This is a genomic window from Chryseobacterium sp. PvR013 (assembly GCF_017833095.1).
Classification (GTDB): Bacteria; Bacteroidota; Bacteroidia; order Flavobacteriales; family Weeksellaceae; genus Chryseobacterium; species Chryseobacterium culicis_A.
On the sequence record NZ_JAFIBT010000001.1, the window covers coordinates 986416 to 1005565 of the forward strand.

At 35.1% G+C, this 19150-nt stretch carries 20 protein-coding genes and 1 tRNA gene; 5 read left to right on the top strand and 16 right to left on the bottom strand.

Annotation, left to right across the window (positions count from 1 at the left end):
• Window positions 1-2 precede the first annotated feature (2 nt).
• From hisB to JOE44_RS04630, 13 genes are all read right to left on the bottom strand, one after another.
• Window positions 3-1097: a bifunctional histidinol-phosphatase/imidazoleglycerol-phosphate dehydratase HisB gene (gene hisB, locus JOE44_RS04570; RefSeq protein ID WP_209784528.1), complete on the bottom strand. Its 1095-nt coding sequence runs from the start codon at window positions 1095-1097 to the stop codon at window positions 3-5.
• A 170-nt stretch (window positions 1098-1267) separates the two neighbouring features.
• Window positions 1268-2293 carry a histidinol-phosphate transaminase gene (gene hisC, locus JOE44_RS04575; RefSeq protein ID WP_209784529.1) on the bottom strand — a complete coding sequence of 342 codons (1026 nt, stop codon included), beginning with the start codon at window positions 2291-2293 and terminating at the stop codon, window positions 1268-1270.
• Window positions 2294-2676: 383 nt separating this feature from the next.
• Complete coding sequence (gene hisD / locus JOE44_RS04580; protein ID WP_209784530.1) at window positions 2677-3951, bottom strand: histidinol dehydrogenase; 1275 nt, start codon at window positions 3949-3951, stop codon at window positions 2677-2679.
• A gap of 328 nt (window positions 3952-4279) precedes the next feature.
• Window positions 4280-5137, bottom strand: a complete 858-nt coding sequence (hisG, locus tag JOE44_RS04585; protein ID WP_209784531.1) for an ATP phosphoribosyltransferase — start codon at window positions 5135-5137, stop codon at window positions 4280-4282.
• A gap of 246 nt (window positions 5138-5383) precedes the next feature.
• Window positions 5384-6481 (bottom strand): glycosyltransferase family 1 protein, encoded by a 1098-nt coding sequence (locus JOE44_RS04590; protein ID WP_209784532.1) that lies wholly within the window; start codon window positions 6479-6481, stop codon window positions 5384-5386.
• A complete protein-coding gene (locus tag JOE44_RS04595) occupies window positions 6478-7254 on the bottom strand; it encodes a polysaccharide deacetylase family protein (RefSeq protein WP_209784533.1) in 777 nt (258 codons plus the stop codon). Before JOE44_RS04595 ends, JOE44_RS04590 begins: the two co-directional genes overlap by 4 nt.
• 1 nt (window position 7255) lies before the next feature.
• Window positions 7256-8185, bottom strand: coding sequence for a glycosyltransferase family 2 protein (locus JOE44_RS04600; RefSeq protein ID WP_209784534.1), 930 nt, complete (start codon window positions 8183-8185; stop codon window positions 7256-7258).
• 5 nt (window positions 8186-8190) lie between these two features.
• Window positions 8191-9360 carry a glycosyltransferase family 87 protein gene (locus JOE44_RS04605; protein ID WP_209784535.1) on the bottom strand — a complete coding sequence of 390 codons (1170 nt, stop codon included), beginning with the start codon at window positions 9358-9360 and terminating at the stop codon, window positions 8191-8193.
• A 29-nt stretch (window positions 9361-9389) separates the two neighbouring features.
• Window positions 9390-10202 carry a 2,3,4,5-tetrahydropyridine-2,6-dicarboxylate N-succinyltransferase gene (locus JOE44_RS04610; protein WP_209784536.1) on the bottom strand — a complete coding sequence of 271 codons (813 nt, stop codon included), beginning with the start codon at window positions 10200-10202 and terminating at the stop codon, window positions 9390-9392.
• Between the two features lie 83 nt (window positions 10203-10285).
• Entirely contained in the window at window positions 10286-10933 is a 648-nt protein-coding gene (locus JOE44_RS04615; RefSeq protein ID WP_245169708.1) for an isoprenylcysteine carboxylmethyltransferase family protein, read from the bottom strand.
• 178 nt (window positions 10934-11111) lie between these two features.
• Window positions 11112-11483 (bottom strand): DUF2255 family protein, encoded by a 372-nt coding sequence (locus JOE44_RS04620; protein WP_209784537.1) that lies wholly within the window; start codon window positions 11481-11483, stop codon window positions 11112-11114.
• 110 nt (window positions 11484-11593) lie between these two features.
• On the bottom strand, window positions 11594-11923 hold the full coding sequence (locus JOE44_RS04625) for a LytTR family DNA-binding domain-containing protein (RefSeq protein WP_209784538.1): 330 nt from the start codon (window positions 11921-11923) through the stop codon (window positions 11594-11596).
• Window positions 11924-11933: 10 nt separating this feature from the next.
• Window positions 11934-12506 carry a C40 family peptidase gene (locus JOE44_RS04630; RefSeq protein WP_209784539.1) on the bottom strand — a complete coding sequence of 191 codons (573 nt, stop codon included), beginning with the start codon at window positions 12504-12506 and terminating at the stop codon, window positions 11934-11936.
• Between the two features lie 153 nt (window positions 12507-12659).
• On the opposite strand from JOE44_RS04630, the gene JOE44_RS04635 reads away from it, so the two are divergent.
• Window positions 12660-13298, top strand: a complete 639-nt coding sequence (locus JOE44_RS04635; RefSeq protein ID WP_209784540.1) for a hypothetical protein — start codon at window positions 12660-12662, stop codon at window positions 13296-13298.
• Window positions 13299-13338: 40 nt separating this feature from the next.
• On the opposite strand, the gene JOE44_RS04640 is transcribed toward JOE44_RS04635, so the two are convergent.
• Window positions 13339-13707 carry a hypothetical protein gene (locus tag JOE44_RS04640; RefSeq protein ID WP_105682437.1) on the bottom strand — a complete coding sequence of 123 codons (369 nt, stop codon included), beginning with the start codon at window positions 13705-13707 and terminating at the stop codon, window positions 13339-13341.
• Window positions 13708-14090: 383 nt separating this feature from the next.
• Here JOE44_RS04640 and JOE44_RS04645 point away from each other — a divergent pair, with 383 nt between their 5' ends.
• Both JOE44_RS04645 and JOE44_RS04650 read left to right on the top strand, forming a co-directional pair.
• Window positions 14091-14774, top strand: a complete 684-nt coding sequence (locus tag JOE44_RS04645) for a hypothetical protein (RefSeq protein ID WP_209784541.1) — start codon at window positions 14091-14093, stop codon at window positions 14772-14774.
• A 208-nt stretch (window positions 14775-14982) separates the two neighbouring features.
• On the top strand, window positions 14983-15447 hold the full coding sequence (locus JOE44_RS04650; protein WP_209784542.1) for a hypothetical protein: 465 nt from the start codon (window positions 14983-14985) through the stop codon (window positions 15445-15447).
• A gap of 150 nt (window positions 15448-15597) precedes the next feature.
• On the opposite strand, the gene arr is transcribed toward JOE44_RS04650, so the two are convergent.
• Window positions 15598-16341, bottom strand: coding sequence for an NAD(+)--rifampin ADP-ribosyltransferase (gene arr, locus JOE44_RS04655; protein ID WP_209784543.1), 744 nt, complete (start codon window positions 16339-16341; stop codon window positions 15598-15600).
• 177 nt (window positions 16342-16518) lie between these two features.
• Here arr and JOE44_RS04660 point away from each other — a divergent pair.
• Window positions 16519-16592: transfer RNA gene (locus JOE44_RS04660), tRNA-Ala, on the top strand.
• 267 nt (window positions 16593-16859) lie between these two features.
• Window positions 16860-18251, top strand: coding sequence for a site-specific integrase (locus JOE44_RS04665; RefSeq protein ID WP_209784544.1), 1392 nt, complete (start codon window positions 16860-16862; stop codon window positions 18249-18251).
• Window positions 18252-18575: 324 nt separating this feature from the next.
• On the opposite strand, the gene JOE44_RS04670 is transcribed toward JOE44_RS04665, so the two are convergent.
• Entirely contained in the window at window positions 18576-18842 is a 267-nt protein-coding gene (locus JOE44_RS04670; RefSeq protein WP_209784545.1) for a DNA-binding protein, read from the bottom strand.
• Window positions 18843-19150 lie beyond the last annotated feature (308 nt).

The following is a 19150-nucleotide window of genomic DNA, read 5'->3' on the forward strand; positions in this document are numbered from 1 at the left end:
ATTTATAAACTTCCTTTTGTGGAAGGCAGGCTGAAGTTAGTATCTGTTTGGTTTACCGCCATTTTAACGGCTTTTGCAAATGCTTTAAAGATAGATTCAATTTTGTGGTGTTCATTATCTCCTTCTGCTTTGATATTCAGATTGGATTTTGAGGCATCCGTAAAGGACTTAAAAAAGTGATAAAACATTTCGGTAGGCATATCCCCTATCTTTTCTCTTTTAAACGGAGCATCCCATACTAACCAGGGTCTGCCGCCAAAGTCAATAGCCACCTGAGAAAGACAATCATCCATTGGAAGCAGGAAACCATATCTTTCAATCCCTTTTTTCTTTCCTAAAGCTTTTAAAATAGCTTCTCCCAATACAATCCCGGTATCTTCAATGGTGTGGTGTTCATCTACAGCAAGATCTCCGTTTACTTTTATGGTAAGATCCATATTTCCGTGTCTTGCAATCTGATCCAGCATGTGATCAAAAAAATGAAGTCCGGTTGAAATATCTGACCGACCGTTTCCGTCAAGATTCACTTCAATTTCTATAGCTGTTTCATTGGTTTTGCGGGAGACTTTAGCTTTCCTCATTCCGGATTTTAAAAACTGATAAATCTCTGACCAGCTTGTTGCAGAAAGCTCAGCTTCGCTATTTAAGTTTTGATTAAGATAAATAGCTTTAGACTTAAGGTTTTTAGCGAGTTGAACGTCGGTATTTCGATCACCAATTACATAGGAATTTTCCAGATCATAATTGCCATAGATGTATTTTCCCAGCATTCCGATTCCTGGTTTTCTGGTGGGAAGATTCTCAGATTCAAAACTTTTATCAATTAAAATTTCACTAAAAACGATCCCTTCATTTTCAAACGCCTGGAGCATTTTTGCGTGGGGTTTTATGAAATCTTCTTCAGGAAAACTTTCAGTCCCCAAACCATCCTGATTCGTCACCATAACCAGTTCATAATCCAGTTCATTGACAATTTTTGATAGATTTTGGAAGACTCCGGGATAAAACTCAAGTTTTTCAAGAGAATCAACCTGAAAATCAGTTGGCGGTTCAATAATAAGGGTTCCGTCACGGTCTATAAAGAGTACTTTTTTCATATGTTTTTATCAAATTGTTTTTAACCATTATGCTTTTTTTAAGTGATTAAGAAGTAGTAAGAACATAGTTGAAGCTATTAATTTAGCTTTGCATTTTATTCATCCTGATGAATCTTAACTTTGCTTATTATCTTCGTTTCTCTTAATGGTTTATATTTTAACAAGCTATATTATATTCCTTTTAAAAGGTTAATTAATTTTTCATTCTCTTCACGGTTTCCTACATTGATTCTGATGCATCCGGGAATGGCAGGATCTCTTCTGCTGGTTAAAATTTCTTCCTCGAGCATTCTTGTATACACTGAATCAACATTTTCCATTTTAATCAGAAAGAAATTGGCATCTGTTGAAAACACTTTCGAAATACATGCAATTCCTTCAAACTGCTGCTGCAGCCATGTCCTTTCTTCCAGAATTCGGCTTACATTTTCCTGAAGCCTCTTTTCATCATTCAATGTCTTTATGATCAATTCCTGGCTTAAAACATTCACATTATAAGGTGCTTTTACCGTGTTGATAAAGCCGATAATCTCTGATGATGCATATGCCATACCTACTCTTGCTCCGGCAAATCCCCAAGCTTTGGAAAAAGTTTGCAGTACAATTAAGTTAGAATATTGATCCAATAGCTCCAAACTTGATTTTTTACCCGAAAATTCAATATAAGCTTCGTCAACAACAACAATTCCATTGAAGTTCTGAAGATAAAACTCAATATCGTCAATACTGTTTCCTGTAGGGTTGTTAGGTGAGCATAAAAAGAAAACTTTCAGGGACGGATCTGCAGCAGTTTCTAAAAAATCATTTTTAATAATTTCAAAATTGTCATCCAAATCCAGTTTCAAAACCTTATTTTCATTGATTGCCGCATAGAAACCATACATGGCAAATGACGGATTCATCATCAGAATGGCATCTTTTTTAGGCTCACAGAAGATTTTAATGATAAGGTCTATCAGTTCATCACTTCCGTTTCCTATGGCAATCTGTGAGGGAGAAACATTTTTAAGTTCCGCAAGCCTTTTTCTAAGCGTTTTCTGGGTAGAATCAGGGTAACGGTTGCATTCCCCGAAAGGACTTTCATTGGCATCCAGCATTACCGGAGCATTAAATTCATTGTGATCCCTGAAACTTACATAAGGCTGTAGTTCTAATATATTTTTTCTTACTAAAGTATTGATACTGTTATTTTTCATTGTATTGATTTTCTTAAAAAATGATTCAATATAAAAATTGTTTTTAAACCATTAAGATGAATTGAGTTATTAAGAATAGTGAAGAAAATATCTTCAGATCTTCATTAAGCAGTAAGCTAAATTCAAATGAATTAAATCTTAACATTACTTAAAAGCTTCATTTTCTTAATGGTTCAAGTTTTTTGATAAACGCGAGGGCGCAAAGTTTTTTAATTCTGTAACACTTTTTTAAGGCGCAAGAAAATCGAAGATTTTCAGCAAGGGTATGGGCTTTGTTTTGTGGTTTTATCTACATTAATCAATTTTATCGGAGATAAAATCTTTGCGTCCTAAAAAATTTATTTTACAATATTATTTTGCGTCTTTGCGTTTTCCAACGTTTATTATTTTAATCTGATGGATACTGCATTTTTGTGAGCAAACAGACCTTCTGCTTCTGCCATAAGCTCTATCGTTTTTCCTAAATTCTGAAGACCTTCCTTTGAAAGATGCTGAAATGTTATTTTCTTTACAAAACTATCCAGCGATACTCCACTGTAATTCTTTGCATAAGCATTGGTAGGAAGCGTGTGATTGGTTCCGCTGGCATAATCTCCTGCGCTCTCACAGGAATAGTTTCCGAGGAAAACCGAGCCTGCATTCTGAATCTCAGGAATATATTTTTCAAAATCCTTGATCGCCAGAATAAGGTGTTCAGGAGCATAAAGGTTACTAAACTCCAGGGCTTCATCCAGGGAGTTCACTAAAATAAAAGAGCTGTTCTCCAAAGCCTGACCAGCAAACTCATTTCTGGGTAAGTCTCTGAGCTGCTGCTCAACAGCCTCTATAGTTTCGTCAAACACTTTAAGTTCTGTGGTAATAAAAACAACCTGACTGTCACTGCCGTGCTCTGCCTGTGAAAGAAGATCTGCAGCACAAAATTCAGGAACAGCCTGCTCATCTGCTATGACAAGAACTTCACTTGGTCCGGCAGGCATATCAATGGCAACTCCGTAACGTTGTGCATATTCTTTGGCTGCTACTACAAACTGATTTCCGGGGCCAAAAATCTTATTCACTCCAGGAATACTTTTTGTCCCTAAAGCCATAGCGGCAACAGCTTGTGCTCCACCAATTTTAAAGATTTCCGAAACTCCACAAAGTTTAGCAGCATACAGAATCGCAGGATTGATATTCCCATTCTTATCCGGCGGAGTACACAATACAATTTCTTTACAACCTGCCAGATTTGCAGGAACAGCAAGCATCAGTACTGTGGAAAATAAAGGAGCCGTTCCTCCGGGAATATAAATCCCAACTCTCTCTACAGCACGGTTTTCACGCCAGCAAACCACTCCTTTTGTCGTCTCTATTTTTTGAATCTCCTGCTTTTGAGAAGCGTGAAATGTAGAAATATTTTCTTTTGCCTGCTGAATTGCCTGTTTCAATTCATCATCAATCTGCTTTTCTGCCTCTTGAATTTCTACATCAGATACTTTAATACTCACCGTTTCGGCTTTATCAAATTTCCTGTTGAATTCTATTAAAGCTTTATCTCCGTTTTTTTCAACTTCCGTGAATATTTCTGTAATCAGACCTGAAATCTCTTTCTGCTCAAGAACCGGGCGTTTTACTAGCTCTTTCCAGGTATTTTTTGTGGGATATCTGTATATTTTCATTGTATTATTTTGAAAGTTTTTTTTGAACCATTAAGATTCTTTTAAGTTGTTAAGTTTCATTAAGATCATAGCTGAAGCTATATTATTCAGCTATCTTAATTGCTATTTTTTTTGATAAACGCAAAGACGCAAAGTTTTTTCTAATCTTTTACTTTTTTAGGGCGCAAGAAAATCGAAGATTTTCAGCAAGTGTTTGAATTATATTTTTTTACTTAAAGCAGCATTCAATTTTATCGGAGATAAAATCCTTGCGCCTTAAAACAGTATTAATTTCATTTTCATTGCGCCTTTGCGTTAACCAATATTAACCATCTTAATAGTCAATATATTAAATAACCATTTTATCAATCGGGATGATTAAAATATCCTGGGCTCCATTGTCTTTCAGTTCATCAATCACTTCCCAGAAACGCACTTCATCAATAACAGAATGAATACTGCTCCAGCCTTTTTCTGCAAGAGGAATAACCGTAGGGCTTTTCAACACGGGAAGAACTTCAGATACTTTTTGAATTTTTTCGTTGGGAACATTCATCAGAATGTATTTTGAATTTTTTGCTTTTAAAACTGCCTTGATTCTGAACACAAATTTCTCAAGAATAGCTTCTTTTTCAGATGATAATTGAGGAGTTTGAGCTAAAACAGCCTCTGATTTCAGCAAAGTGACAGTCTCGCGCAATCCGTTTTTGAATAAGGTACTTCCGGAACTGACAATATCACATATCCCATCTGCAAGACCGATATTAGGAGCTATTTCAACAGATCCTGAAATCACGTGAATATCTGATGTAATTCCTTCTTTTTCTAAAAAATTTTTGAGGGTATTAGGGTAAGAGGTTGCAATTTTTTTACCCTGGAAAAAAGAGAGTTCATCCGTTTCAACTTCTTTGGGAACAGCCAGTGACACACGGCATTTTGAAAACCCAAGCTTCTGAATTGTTTTGATATTTTTACTTTTTTCAATCAGAAGATTTTCGCCAACAATGGCAATATCCACCACTCCGTCTTCCAGGTATTGTGGGATATCTGAGTTCCGAAGGTACATGATTTCCATCGGAAAGTTATCTACTGGAACTTTGAGCTGGTCTTTGCCGTTATTGACATAGATTCCACAGTCTTTGAGAAGCTGAAGGGATTCTTCGTACAACCGGCCGCTTTTTTGGATTGCAATTTTTAATTTACTCATTTTGCCTTTTTTGAGGTCTGAGCAAATAAAACTGATCTAATGAAATTTCTGAGGAGAATCCTGAAAACAAAAAAACCGTCTATTTACTCAGACGGTTTTAATTATTTTTGATTTTAGCACATACTTATATCAATCAATTCCGCCTAACAGAGATGATGATGATAATGATGTAATGCTAAAAATATTGGTTTCATTGTTTGAATTATGATGCAAATGTAGGATTTATTTTTAAAATGCAAAGTTTTTTCAGATTAATTTTTGATAAAAATTCATCAGCTGCTTTGCAATAGGTTCGTCATTAAACTTCTGAACAAACTCGAAACCCCTTTCCTCACGTCGTTTTCTCTCGGATTCATTTTCCCAGAGAAATTTGATTTTGGCCCGGATATCAAGATCATTATCCGGATTGATGTAAACGGAGTCTTTTCCTCCCGCTTCCGGCAGGCAGCTTGTATTGCTGGTAACCACAACTGTTTTGGAGAAAAGCGCTTCTATGACAGGGATTCCAAAGCCTTCAAAGAAACTTGGATAAACAAAAATATCTGCCAGTTTATAAAGACAGGCCAGTTCATCCATGGAAACACCTTCAAGGAATAGCACCTGCTTTTCCATTTTGTTCTTTTTCAGAAATCTTTCTATTTTCTGGAAATATTTGGTCTTCCTTCCTACTACCACCAATGGGATTTCTGTACCATTGACTGCTTTTACAATGTTCAAAAGATTTTTTCGGTCTTCGATAGTTCCTACGTTGAGTATAAACCTTTCCGGAAGCCTGAACTTCTCTTTTACCTCCTGCATCAGTTCCGGAGACTGCTGTTCTTTAAAAGCCTGATGACATCCCTGATAAATGACTTCAATCTTAGTCTCAGGAACTTTTAAATATTGGATGATATCTCTTTTGGTCTGTTCTGAAATAGCAATGATCTTATCGGCCATTTCAGCAGCTTTTTTAAATTTCCAGAAGTGAATTCTCCTGTCAAAAAAAGAATAATACTGCGGATATCTTACAAAGATCAGATCATGAATGGTAACGACCTTTTTAATAGGTTTTGAGTCCCATTTTAAGGGAAGTTCACCGGACAATCCATGAAAAATATCAGCGTTTTGCTTCTGGGCATCTTTACCCATTTTAAGCTGACGGGAAAAGTTTCCTTTTGAAGTTTCAATAAAATGAACATTCGGGTGCTCCAGGATATCTTTTCCTCTCTCCGATTTATTTTTGTTGAGTAACAGATATTCGTTTTCCGGTTCATACTCGGAAAGTATCCTTACAAGATCTCTCGAGTAATTTCCTAATCCGGATGTATTATGGAAAAACCGTTTTGCATCAAAGGCAATCTTCATCGTTGTATCTGTTTTTGAAATTCCTGGAATGTACCGAATGTATGTCCTTTTTCTTTCAGCCAGCTTACAAACGCATCAAATCTTTCCACCATATCTTTTCCGGAGTTCTTTACCGTAAATCCAGGCAGTTTAAATGCTTCGTCTTTGATCTCTCCAAATTCCCACGGATGGAAATAAATATTCAGATATTGATCTTTTTTTAAGCAGTCCGAAGCCAGTTTTTTGTAGAAAAATAAGGGAAAATTGTGAAAGCTCAACCAAAACAAAGGAACCCTGAAATTAGGAGAAACCGAAGCCGGAACCTGGGTTACATTTCCTTCTTTAAAATAAGTTCTGGATACTTTTAAATTATTATATCTTCCCGGCAAAAATGTGGGATTAATAGATGAATTGTATGAATAGCCTGCTTTTTCCACTTCTTTGTCGTCTACAGGCATCATTCTTGGCATTCTCAACCCTGTTACCTTTGTGGAAAATAGTTCTTCCAGCTTTTCCCTTGATTCCTTCAGGTGTTTGTCTTCAAATTCTGAATGAAACCATGTATGAGAAGCCAGTTCATGACCTTCGTTTAATAACCTTTCAATAAGAGGTTTGCTGTTTTCTGCAAAAACTACTGTAGAAAAGAAAGTAGCTTTGGCATTATGTTTTTTAAGGATATCAAGAATTCTCTCTAATCCTGTTTGTGAAATTGAAATCTGCTTTTCAAAGGGAATTTCACCCTTATATTCTAATGGCATATCAAATTCTTCAATATCAAAACTCAATAAAACCATTTTAAAAATTTTTGTTTTTAATAATATAATTAGGTCTGTCTTTCACCTGTTTAAATATTTTTCCTAAATAAATCCCCATGATTCCGAGGATGATTAACTGAAGCCCTCCGAAGAAAACAATGGTCATAATTAATGATGCCCAACCTGATATCTCCGTCTTTGCAATGAAAGAATGAATCACATAGGTACCGTATCCGATTACTGAAAGTGCTGAAAATAAGAACCCAAGATATGCGGCTAAATAAAGAGGTTTTACACTGAAAGCTGTGATTCCCGTGAAGGCAAAAGTAAACATTTTCTTAAGATTGTAACTGCTTTTTCCTGAAAGCCTTTCTGCTGCTGTAAAGTCGATTCCCGTTTGTTTGAAGCCCATCCAACTCGTTAATCCTCTCAGAAACAGATCGTCTTCATTAAAATTTCTCATGACTTCAACAGCGCCTGCATCCAACAGTCTGAAATCTGAGCCACCACCTTTCGTTAAATTAACATCTGACAGGCTTGATAAAAGCTTGTAAAATAAGTCTGATGTTTTTCTTTTAAAAAAAGAAATCTCTTTGGGATACGTTCTAAAGGTAAAAACGACATCATTACCTTCTTCCCATTTCTTAATCATCTCCGGGATAAGCTCCGGCGGATGCTGAAGGTCTCCGTCCATAGAAATGACTGCATTTCCGTGGGCATTATCTATTCCTGCTTTTACAGCGGGCTGATGTCCAAAATTACGGGAGAATTCAATGAATTTTACTTCATCATACTGACTGGAAAGTTCTTCTAATTTTTGTTGCGTATTGTCTCTGCTGCCATCATTCACAAATATGATTTCAAAGTCATAGTTATTCAAACCATCAAAAACTTCTTTAATTTTCTGATGGATCATGGCAACGTTACCTTCTTCGTTATAGGCGGGAATTACAATTGAAATTTTCTTCATATTTATTAATTCAAGCTATAATTTTTCTCAAAATCTTTAGTCAGGAGTTCATAAGTTACTCTCAACCAGATCACAATACAAGGTACTGCTTTTAATGAATATTTGATGATATAATTTTCTTTTACAAATTTCGGGAATAGATCCGAAGTGGAGAAACAAGTGAAAATAATGACAAAAACTAGCAATCCAATAATAAGCGGTGTTCTTTCTTTCTGAAGGAAAAACCATATCAGCACTCCTACCACAGCAATAATGTATGTTGGAGATTCTGAACTGGAGCTGAACAGGACCAGAAACAGTAATGTTGAAGCCAGAATCATCAGTTGAAAAGCATAGTGCTTGTATTGCTTAATTCTGATATAAGGCAACGCAAAAAGCGGTAATCCGCCTGCTAAAAATACAAGATTGGAAATGGAGGCATCCCCCAAAATTCTTCTTACAAAGCCCATTAATGAGATATCCTGCATATTTCCCAGCACCTGGTTTTCATTATTTTTTTCTACGATAGACTGAAACCAGTCTGAGTAACACTGAATCACAAACTGCGGACTTGAATAGGCCATTGGAAGTACGAAAAATAGGATGGCAATGCCTACTCCTGAAAGAATAAATTTAGTCTTATTTTTAATAAAGAAAAACTGCGTTAATCCTACTATTCCGTAGATTTTTACAAATATTCCGATTAAAATGGCAGTTACCGATTTCACTTCTTTTCTTTCGTAAATGTATACTGCAGATAACAGCAAAAGTCCTGTCAGTGCTACATTGAACTGCAGACTTAAAGCTGCTGTAATATATTCCTGAAGGCAAAGCAATCCGAAAATAGCTTTCTTGCTGTCTGAAAACGGCAGTTTATAAATTCCGTAGATAAAGATAAAGGTGTTGGCAATATTCCAAAGTGAAATTCCCAGCCAATCCGGCATCATGGCAAAAGGAGCAATCAATGCACTGAAAAATACGCCATAATGATTCAGGTCAAAATAGAGATCCGGATAATGGATAAACAGATTTTTCTGATGAATGGTATTAAAGAATACGTTTTTAAAAATCAGATAATTATTGATCGCATAATCTCCTCTCAGATATTTTGAAATAGCTGTAACAACGGATATAATAAGATAAACCCCAAATATATATTTAGGGTTTAATAATATTTTAAGAAATTTTTCTTTCAAGATTGTGATATTAGCTTAAAGTATTAATCTTAAACAGCTACATTATTATCTCTCAATGCATCATTCAGAGACGTTTTCTTATCTGTAGATTCCTTTCTCTGACCAATGATCAGTGCACATGGAACCTGATATTCTCCAGCCGGATACTGTTTTGTATAGCTTCCAGGAATGACTACTGAACGGGCAGGAACTCTTCCTTTAATTTCGATAGGAGTATCTCCTGTAACATCGATAATTTTTGTAGAAGCGGTCAATACTACGTTTGCACCTAATACAGCTTCTTTTTCCACGTGAACTCCTTCTACAACGATACATCTTGAACCGATAAAGCAATCATCTTCAATGATTACCGGAGCAGCTTGTAAAGGCTCCAATACTCCACCGATACCTACACCACCACTCAGGTGAACGTTTTTACCGATCTGCGCACAGCTTCCTACGGTCGCCCAAGTATCTACCATTGTTCCGGAATCTACATAAGCTCCAATATTTACATAAGATGGCATTAAAATAACTCCCGGAGCAATATAAGCTCCTTCTCTCGCTACTGCATGTGGTACAACTCTCACCCCTTTTTCAGCATAACCTCTCTTCAAAGGCATTTTATCATGAAATTCAAACGGGCCGACTTCAATCGTTTCCATTTTTTGGATCGGGAAATACATTACGACAGCTTTTTTCACCCATTCATTTACCTGCCACCCGTTTTCAGTAGGTTCAGCAGTACGAAGTTCACCTTTATCAACTAAAGAAATAACCTCTCTGATCGCCTTCTGGCTGTCTTCATTTTGTAATAGTTCTCTATTATCCCAAATATTTTCAATAGTTTGTTGTAACGACATGTTTCTTATTTAAATTAGTTTGAAAAATTATACCAGCCAAAGATACAAAAAAGTTCAGCAAAATGGTTTTTAAGATGATGCTTTTAATGAAGGCCAAACATCCTTGCAACCCTCTTTTTATATGTAAGATATATTGGTCCATGCTGTTTTAACAGATAGTCTTCTTCAATCCGGATTTGAATCTGCATCAAAATACTTCCAATCAAAAGAAAAGAAAAAGTAATTACCGTTGGAAAAACAAGAAAAAATCCTGCAAGACTGATGGTCATCCCCAGAAATATGGGATTTCTTGAGAACCTGAATAATCCATGAGTAATAAGTTCTGTTTTTGTTGTGCTATCAACCCCGATCCGCCATGAATTTTTCATTTGCAGCTGAGCTATTATAACCCAAATCAGTGCTGAAATCATGATCACCACTCCAGTATATTGCAATGGAATATATTCCAGCATGGTAATTTTAAAAGCATTAAAAATCTTTTCTGGTAAAAAGAGTAAAAGCATTGTATAAATAAAAAGGACACACAAAGTCATCTTAAAATAGAATCCTACAAGTCCGTAGACAGAATCGTCTTTGGGAAGAACATTTGGGTTTTTACCGATCTGTTTTGCCACTTTATAACTGATTCCGACAAAGGAAATGGTAAAGAATACGATGAAATATAAAGGAATAAAGAATCTGATGAAATCTGCCATATGATAATAGTTTTGGGCAAATTTCCTGATTTTCATGATGCAATACTATTGCAATGACAGAGATTTTATCGGGATTCCAGAAATTCCCCTTCTCCGGAGGGGTGGCAAAAATTCAAAGAATTTTTGACGGGGTGGTTAATTATAAGTTTTGGCTAAAGCCGGTTGAAGTTTTTATTTTTCGATAAACGGGCTAAAGCCCGTTCCTATTGAATTTTTAATCCCAAATAATAAACTCCATTGTTCTGGCAATATGCTTTTCCTGAACAATTCCCTGTGAATACTTAATATTATGGCCGGTATTATATTTTGTCAGATACGCCTGATTAATTTCTTCAGTAAGGTCACTGATATCTTCCGGAACGAGAGCTTTTATCGCATATGTTGTTTCGCCACATAGGATTTCACCTGCTGAGTTTTCTAAAAAGGTATTATACCAACTTCTTCTGGCGAGTCCCCAGGATCTTGCAAATATTCTGTTCTGTACCACAACCATCCATATTTCCAGGAATTCAGGTCTTTGATTTCCGGCTTTTATTCCGATAATCGTATTGTTTTGAATGTAATCTAATGCAGTGTCTTTGTTCATTGTTTTAATTTTTCAGTAAAACTAAAACATGAAAAGAGGAATGAAAATTTATTTATACATGAGATCAAAAATCTGATGTCGTTGGATCATTTTCTGATGCAGACGAGTTTTTAAAGCATCATTTTACCGAGAGCGGTTTGCAGACATTCTTTATAGCTTTTGGCTACAGTAATTTTTAAGTCACCACAAATTAAGTGATTGTCTTCGAAAGATTCAATATTCATCAGATTGATAATATATGAATTATGAACCCGCATAAATTCGTCCGGCAGGCTTTCAATCAGATCTTTAAGTGTTTTGTAGTAAATATATCTCTTGTTGTCGATAGTGTGAACTTCCACATAATTTCCGAGCCCTTTGATCATACTGATATCTTTTAAGAAAATCTTAATCAGCTTCTTATCTGTTTTAATGAAGGCAAATGTAGGGTTCTCTATCATTTTACTATTTTTACAGAACCCTTTGGGCATGAAGGTAGGCCTTATTCCAGTATTTTTCGTTCAGGGAAGAAATGATTACACCTTTTGAAGTAGAAGCATGAATAAATTTCACTTCTCCGTCAGGACCAATATCATGAACTATTCCTACGTGGGATACTCTGCTTCCCCCTGCTGTTGCGAAAAATAAAAGATCTCCGGGCTTCACATCTTTGATATCAATATTCTTTCCTGCATCAGCCTGATCAGAAGATCGTCTGGGAAGACTGAAGTCATTTTCTTCGAATACTTTTACTGTAAATCCGGAACAGTCAAAACCTGAAGAAGTATTTCCTCCGAATTTATAGGGTGTCCCGATGTATTTTTCTGCATCTTTCAGAATATCATTGATTGATCTGGAAACATTCCCATTAAATTTTGAATCCAGCTTTCTGAGATTTTCAGCTTTCGCTACGTTCTTTGTATTTGATTTCTTACTGGCAGAAGCACTTTTCGAAGATCCGCAGGAAACTACAAAAGCAGATGCCATCAGTAAAACAGACAGCTGCTTTATCCTTATTCTTTGTTCAAATAATCCCAATCCCATATTCATCTGATTTATACTTAATTAACTAATTCATGACAAATATACATTTTATATTTTAATTATAATATAACTATACTACAACTATATGATAAATATATGTTAAAATTTTGTTTTCCATTATTTATTGGTATATTTGATTTCTATTTTGAAGATATGGCGACATATGAAAGTGTAATTAAGATTACAGGAGCAGTGGGCGATCTGGTATTTTATACTCTGAACGGCAAAAATGTAGTTCGGAAGAAAAGCGGGTTCAATAAAGCTGCGTTTAAAAAAAATCCGTCATATGAGAAAGTAAGACAGAACAGTTCGGAATTCGGGCACTGTTCAAAAATCGGGAAGATTATCCGGAAGAGCCTTGAGCTGTATATTAAAGAATCGGGTGATCCCCTGCTCTACCAGAAGTTTGCAAAGGTGATGACAGCCATCAAGGATTTGGATATCATTTCCGAAAGAGGAAAAAGAACGGTTGAAAACGGTTTAAAGACTGAAGAAGGAAGGAAGCTATTGAGAGCATTTCAGCTGGGTACAATCCATACTGTTTCAGATTGTATCAGAAGTCAAAACCAGGTTTTATATAAGAATAAAGGTTGTACCACAGATGAAGGAATCGTCTTAACCTTACGATTAGATTCTGAAAGTTACACCATAGAAACTCATGAAGAAATAATAAGCTGGAGCCAGCAGCAGGAAAAGTCTTTTAAAAAATATTTCTCCGAAGATGATTTTCTACTTTATTTTGTAGTATTGAAGAATGAGAAAGACGAGATTACCCATATGGGATTTGTTTAAATAAAAAAGTCTGCAGTAGATTCTGCAGACTTTCTTGTTTTTATTTCTTTTCTCCTTTCCAACTTCCTGATATCGCAGGGGTTGGAAGTGAGTTGGACCAGTTTCCGTTTCCTTTTTTCTCTGTCGTTAACGTTCCTTTGAAATCTCCTTGTGATGGAAGTCCTACTCTGGCGTTCAGATCTCCTGTCTCACTTAAATTTCCGGTAATGCTGTAATTTTCATTATTCACATCGGAATGCATTGTTCCTACTACTTTACCACTCTCGTCTACCACAAAGTTCCAAACTCCCTTATCACTCCCTTCATAAGAACCAGACCATGTTCCTACATAATCATAAATAGTATCATCATCAGAGCTGCAACCGATAAATAAAAACGCCGTTAATAAAAGTAAAAAAAGTTTCTTCATAGTTTCAGTAGTTTTATAACCTAAAATCCTGTTATTCTCATGTACTTTCCTCTTAAAAATCCAGTCACAGAGAATATTTTTTAATATGTATTATTTTTTGTTCCGTGCAAATCTACTAATTTTTTCATTCAAATTATCTGAATTTTAATTAGCACCCAATATGTTTATTAAAAAACAACATATTTCGGCTAAAATACAAATATTTTTCAAACAAATACAAGCTGTGTAAATTTTGAGTTATTTTAAAAATATACGTAAAACTTGGTATTATTAAATTCAATATTCGTTTACAATTACTTTATATCAGATTTCAGAGGTTTTTTCTCCCTATTTTAAAGTTATTTCCTATATTAGTGAAAAATTTAACCTTTTCAAATAATAACATGAAAACAAAAACATTCTTTTTGGCAGCACTTGCTATTGGCGGGAGTTTAACAGCACAGGTTGGGATTAATACAGCTACTCCTTCTCATACATTGGATGTCAATGGTCTAGTAAGAATAAGAGGACTTTCAAATGCTGAAAAAAAAATTGTTGCAGCGGATGCACAAGGAGTTTTAACGCTTATTTCTCCTGAAGAAATTTTTGCGCCGAAAGCATTATTAAACACTTCAATGTCAGCTACTGAGCAAAGGCTGACTATTTATGAAGGAAAATGTTTCCAGCCTGTTGACAATGCTTCTTCCTGCACTGTTTCCATCAATCATTACACCTCTTGCGCCGGGTTCAGCAATCCTGTAGATACTCAGATTATTGTAGGACAAGGAATTAATACCAGCAACGGACAGTTTTTAGGTACATGGACAGCCCGATATGTTGATAATAAGGGATTTGCAGGCTCGGCTCCTGTTGCTAACCAGACTGCTCCTGATTATCCCAGAATTTCTTATCCAAGTACTAATACAGTCAACTATTTAGGAAGCGGAAACTTTGCCGGTCAATGTAATACCGATTTGGTGACCACCATTAACCAAACGACCGGAGATATAAAAATAGAGTCTGTAAAGCGAAGCATGTACGCACACCTTGTGTACCTTATTAATATTGCCCGCTCCAGATCTTTATAATAGTCGATATTTGATTTCAAAAAGGCAGCCACAATTGAATTGTGGCTGTTTTTTATTTAAGAATTAAAGATTTCCATTTAACTTAAGAGTATTAACTTCTATGTTCAATCAAAGACTTTAATAATTCTTATGTTAAGCTGTAAACAACCAATCCTGTTTTTTTTGAATGAAAATGAAATACATCACTTAAAAACCGTACTATTATACTATGAAACAGATACTGACTGAAGAAATTTTTTCCTCACCACAATGGTTAAAAATAATCTGTTATTTTTTCGGTCCTCTCTTAGTTTTGACTGGATTCGGTCTTCTCATGCAGAAAGATCTTCCACAAGAGATTATTTTTTTGGTGCCATTACTTTTGCTGATTGCTGTGAGTATGCTGATGTATACCCGGCTAAAATTAATCATTTCAAATACGGAAATCCGCTTTACAGGTGGTTTGAAACAGCATCAGTTTCTCTGGACTGACATTACAGGAATAGATATGAAAATCGTTGGAAAATATTCAACCCCAGTCTGTACTGTATATTATGGCAAAAAATCACTGGAGCTCAATAGAGGTTTTTATTTAAAAGGAAATTTCAATAGAATCTTATCCTTATTGGAAATGAAGGCCGCACCGGAACTTTTCTCTAGGCAATATCAAACGATCCGCTGTCACCTCATTTAGTTAAAATGACCCAACAGAAACGCCCCCTATTCGGAGGCTAAAACTATAGGATGAATGAAAAACTTTTCCCAAATGTATGAAATATTCATCCTGAGTTTTATGAGTACAGTCATAATGAAACATTTTCCCAATTAACCGGATAAACAAAGATTAATTGATAATGTCTCCCTTACTATTTTCTAATTTTTCCCGAAACTTCTGAAGATCTTCAGGCTTGGGTCTGCTCCATTCTGTGATCTCTCCTATGATTTTCAATGGCATTTCGGAACGATAAGAACGGGTGGGATTTCCTGGAAATTTTTTATCTGTTACATTGGGATCATTTTCAAAATTCCCTGTTGGTTCTACAATATAAACCCTTTCTGCTCCATCCCCTTTTGCCAGTGCTGCGGCAAGCCCTGCCCCTTGAGTGAAAGCGGTGAAGTAAATATGATTCATTTTAAATTCTGACTTATAATTTGAGTTTCCGCCAGCGGTCAACAGATCTCCAATCTGCAAGTCAGCTTTTGTTCCGTGGTAAAAAGGACCTTTGTCAGACGGATGGTTTTTAAACAGTTCCGACAACTCAGCATTCTTTTTTGAATTTTCACGATCGCCTAAGTTCTGATAGCATTGGGAAATATTCAGATAAAGAGAAGGCAAGGCACTTTTAACAGTATCATCATTAATTTTTAAGGCAAAATCTAAAGAAATTTCAAGCCACTTTAACTTATCTTCTACCCTTTTCTGATGACGTGATGCATAATGAGCTGCCAGAAACTTTTCATGGTCATCCGAAGCTTCTTCCCAGGCTTGCAAAAATAGTTGAGCCGCTTCTTCAGGCATTTCTTTCTCTTCAAAGCTCATTCCTTGCAAACAAAGCTTAATTACTGGATTAAAAGGAGAAAATTCCATGTTTTATTTTTTTCAAATCTAGGTATTCTGTTGGAATTCTTTTGCTTAAGAGCAGATTTATATTTTAAAATCCAAAAACTGTTCTTATTATCTTTTAATTTTCACCTAATAAAATCAACAAAATATTTGCAAATATCATTTAAATACTTACTTTTGTACCGCTTTAAAATAAAAGACGGGGGATTGGCGCAGTTGGCTAGCGCGTTTGACTGGCAGTCAAAAGGTCACGGGTTCGAATCCCGTATTCTCCACTGAGTGTATTTGAAAAGTCTTCAAAATGTGCTAAAAGCTGATTAATCCTGCAAAATTTAATTTTTTGCAGGATTTTTTTTGAACGAGAAAATTCAGATTTTTTAAATAAACCCGTAAAGTTTGTGGCAAAATCGTGGCAATTGTTAAATTCTAAAAAAAGACTTGATTTTTAAATTAATCACCTGATTATCAACTAGTAAAAATCTTTAACAACTTGACTCAAAAGATCTTTAGTTCGACTTTTATAAACTTTAAAATGTTGAATTATGTTAGAGCAAAGTTATGGCCTCTTTTATTTCTTAAAGAGTGCAAAGAACAAGACAATTCGTACAGTGTATGTAAGGATTACAGTAGATGGTATACCAAAAGAAGTTTCAACAAGAAGGCAATGGGACATCAACAGATGGGATCAGAAAGAAGGTAAAGCCATTGGAACCAAGGAAGACGCAAAAACTTTAAATACTTTCCTTGAATCATTGACAACCAAAGTCAACAGTTTTAAAACAGAACTATTTAACAAAGGGATTCCTGTTTCTTCTGTAGACCTGATTAATTTTGTAAATGGTCGTTCAATAAAGCGTAATAAAGTTCTTGAAGAGTTCTTTGAACATAACGAGGAAATAAAGGCTTTAGTTAGAAAGAAAGAGTATTCCAAAGGAACTCATACTCGTTATGATACTGCAAGATCTCATGTCAGGGATTTTATAAAAGAGAAGTTCCAGCGAGAAGATATTGAATTTACTGCATTAAACTATGAATTTGCTCAGAACTACTACATGTATCTGAGAACCGTTAGAAATTGCTCAAATAATACGGCAATTAAATACATCAGTAATTTCAAAAAAATAATTCTTAGGGCTGTTGCTAAAGATCTAATCACTAAAGATCCTTTCAAACTTTTTGTTGGAAAAAAAACGAAGTTAAGAAAACAGCCATTAAGTAGATTGAAACTTAAAAAACTAGAGGAGTTTAGCTTTGATTCAGAGAGACTAGATGTTGTTAGAGATATATTTATCTTTCAATGTTATACTGGATTGGCATATATTGATGTTTACCAGCTTAAATGGGAAGATATTAAGGATGGTAATGATGGAGGTTTATGGATTATGAGCAGCAGACAGAAATCAAAATCTCAAACTGATATTCCACTGTTACCTAAGGCCGTCGAAATTATGGCAAAATATAAAAATGATCCTATTTGTATACAACGGAAAAGTGTGCTTCCCGTTAGATCAAATCAAAAAATGAATGAATACCTGAAGGAAATCGCCGAAATTTGTGAAATAACAACAAATCTCAACACTCATAAAGCCCGTAGAACATTTGCAAGTACTGTCACTCTCAATAATGGCGTTCCAATTCATGTTGTTAAAGAAATGTTAGGTCACTATTCTGTAAAGCAGACTGAAGACTATGCTATCACCGAACAGGAAGTTATAGGTAGAGAAATGAAAGAACTGGAATTTAGGCTAAGAAATGGTAAAAGTAGTGATCAAAGGGAAGAGTTGAAGAAAATGGTAGAAGAATTAGAGTCTGGACTCTACTCAATAGTTAATATAGATGCTTTAAACAAAGACAGTAATTATCAAGTTAATATAGTCAAGGTTCAATCTATTATAGATAAAATAAACTTGCTATTTAATAATAATAAACAATAAACCTCAATACGTGTATTGAGGTTTATATTATCAGCCAACTTTAAATTTCGTTATTTTGACGATACTGCGAAATCCAGGATGGTATGAGGGTTCATAGGTAATATAGTCGAGGTCTTGCAATTGTTGAAAATATTTGTGATATGTTGGAAAAGTTGCAATATGAGATAGTTTCATTAATTTGCTACGACTGACCCGTATTATTTCTCTTTCATCCTGCTTATGGGCAAGTGGACAATCGCATAAATAAGGGATATATGCCATACATTTAAACGAGGATCCTTAGTAACATTCGACATATAATGCAACCAATATTCCCTGATATTGCTATTCATCTTTAAAAAGATTTAGCAGATCCTGCTTATTGTAATAATATGAGCCCAAGATCTTTTTGTGTCTTATTTTCCCGGAAATTCTAAAATTCTGAAGCGTTGCAGGAGAAATGTCCATCAACTTTCTAATTTTCTTACTACGTATCCAATCAAAATCCTCGTCTAGTTCATTTTGATTATTCTTAGTGCTTATTAAAACTTCTATATCTTGGACTATCTGAGCTCGCAGCAAGTCAAGATCTTGTTTTGTAATTGTTTCCATAAGTCAAAAATTTATGGATCAAAAAAACGATGGATTTACTGCTGTTGGGAAAATAATAAATAAATTATCTGCAATTGTCTTATGTTATCCTAACTATGACAGAATAATTTTAATTCTATTTTAAAGATAATTTATTAAATAATAGATAAGGGAGAGGGAGGTATATGAACCAACCGCTCCCAAACGATTTGAACGTACTTGTACAGTACTTTTTTATGAGTACCCGATATGGATTTTTATCTTGTTTCAAAGAATCATCATACGAAATGATTATACAAATTACATAATTCAAATCTAATTATAGCATT